Consider the following 435-nt stretch of genomic DNA (forward strand, 5'->3'; position numbering starts at 1 on the left):
GACAACCCGAATAACTCGAGGTCGTGCCGTGCCGCCCACTCGCCGAGGCCATAGAGCGGCTGGCGTGAGACGAGGAGATTCTTGAGCACGAGGAGCAGAGCGGTGGCGGTGGGCACCTTGGTTCGAGGATCCTCGGGCGGCAGGGCATCGCGGAGGAACTCCTCGAGTCGGAGTCGCTTGAGGATCCCATCGAGGAGCGGCAAGGCGCCCAGTCGAAACGACTTCAAAGTCCGCCCTTCGTTGCGGGCGGTCTCCCCGTGGCGAGGTTCAGACGAGGAGGGATCGGTCTTGCGTCCCTGGCGTGGTTTCATCTCGGCTTCCTGACAATGGGCCGCCTTTGGCAAGGGATCGACACGCCCGCGAAACGGGGGGTGAGATCGTGGCGATACCCGTGACCATATTGGTCGGGAGAGACGAATCGTCAAGGGTGAAAAA

Annotated in this window: 1 pseudogene; it reads right to left on the bottom strand. The window is 63.0% G+C overall.

The features are described 5' to 3' along the window. Positions 1–311, bottom strand: a pseudogene (locus tag ACYOEI_RS41165) (DUF4277 domain-containing protein); the annotation flags it as partial. Positions 312–435: the final 124 nt, after the last annotated feature.

The organism is Singulisphaera rosea, assembly GCF_054877945.1.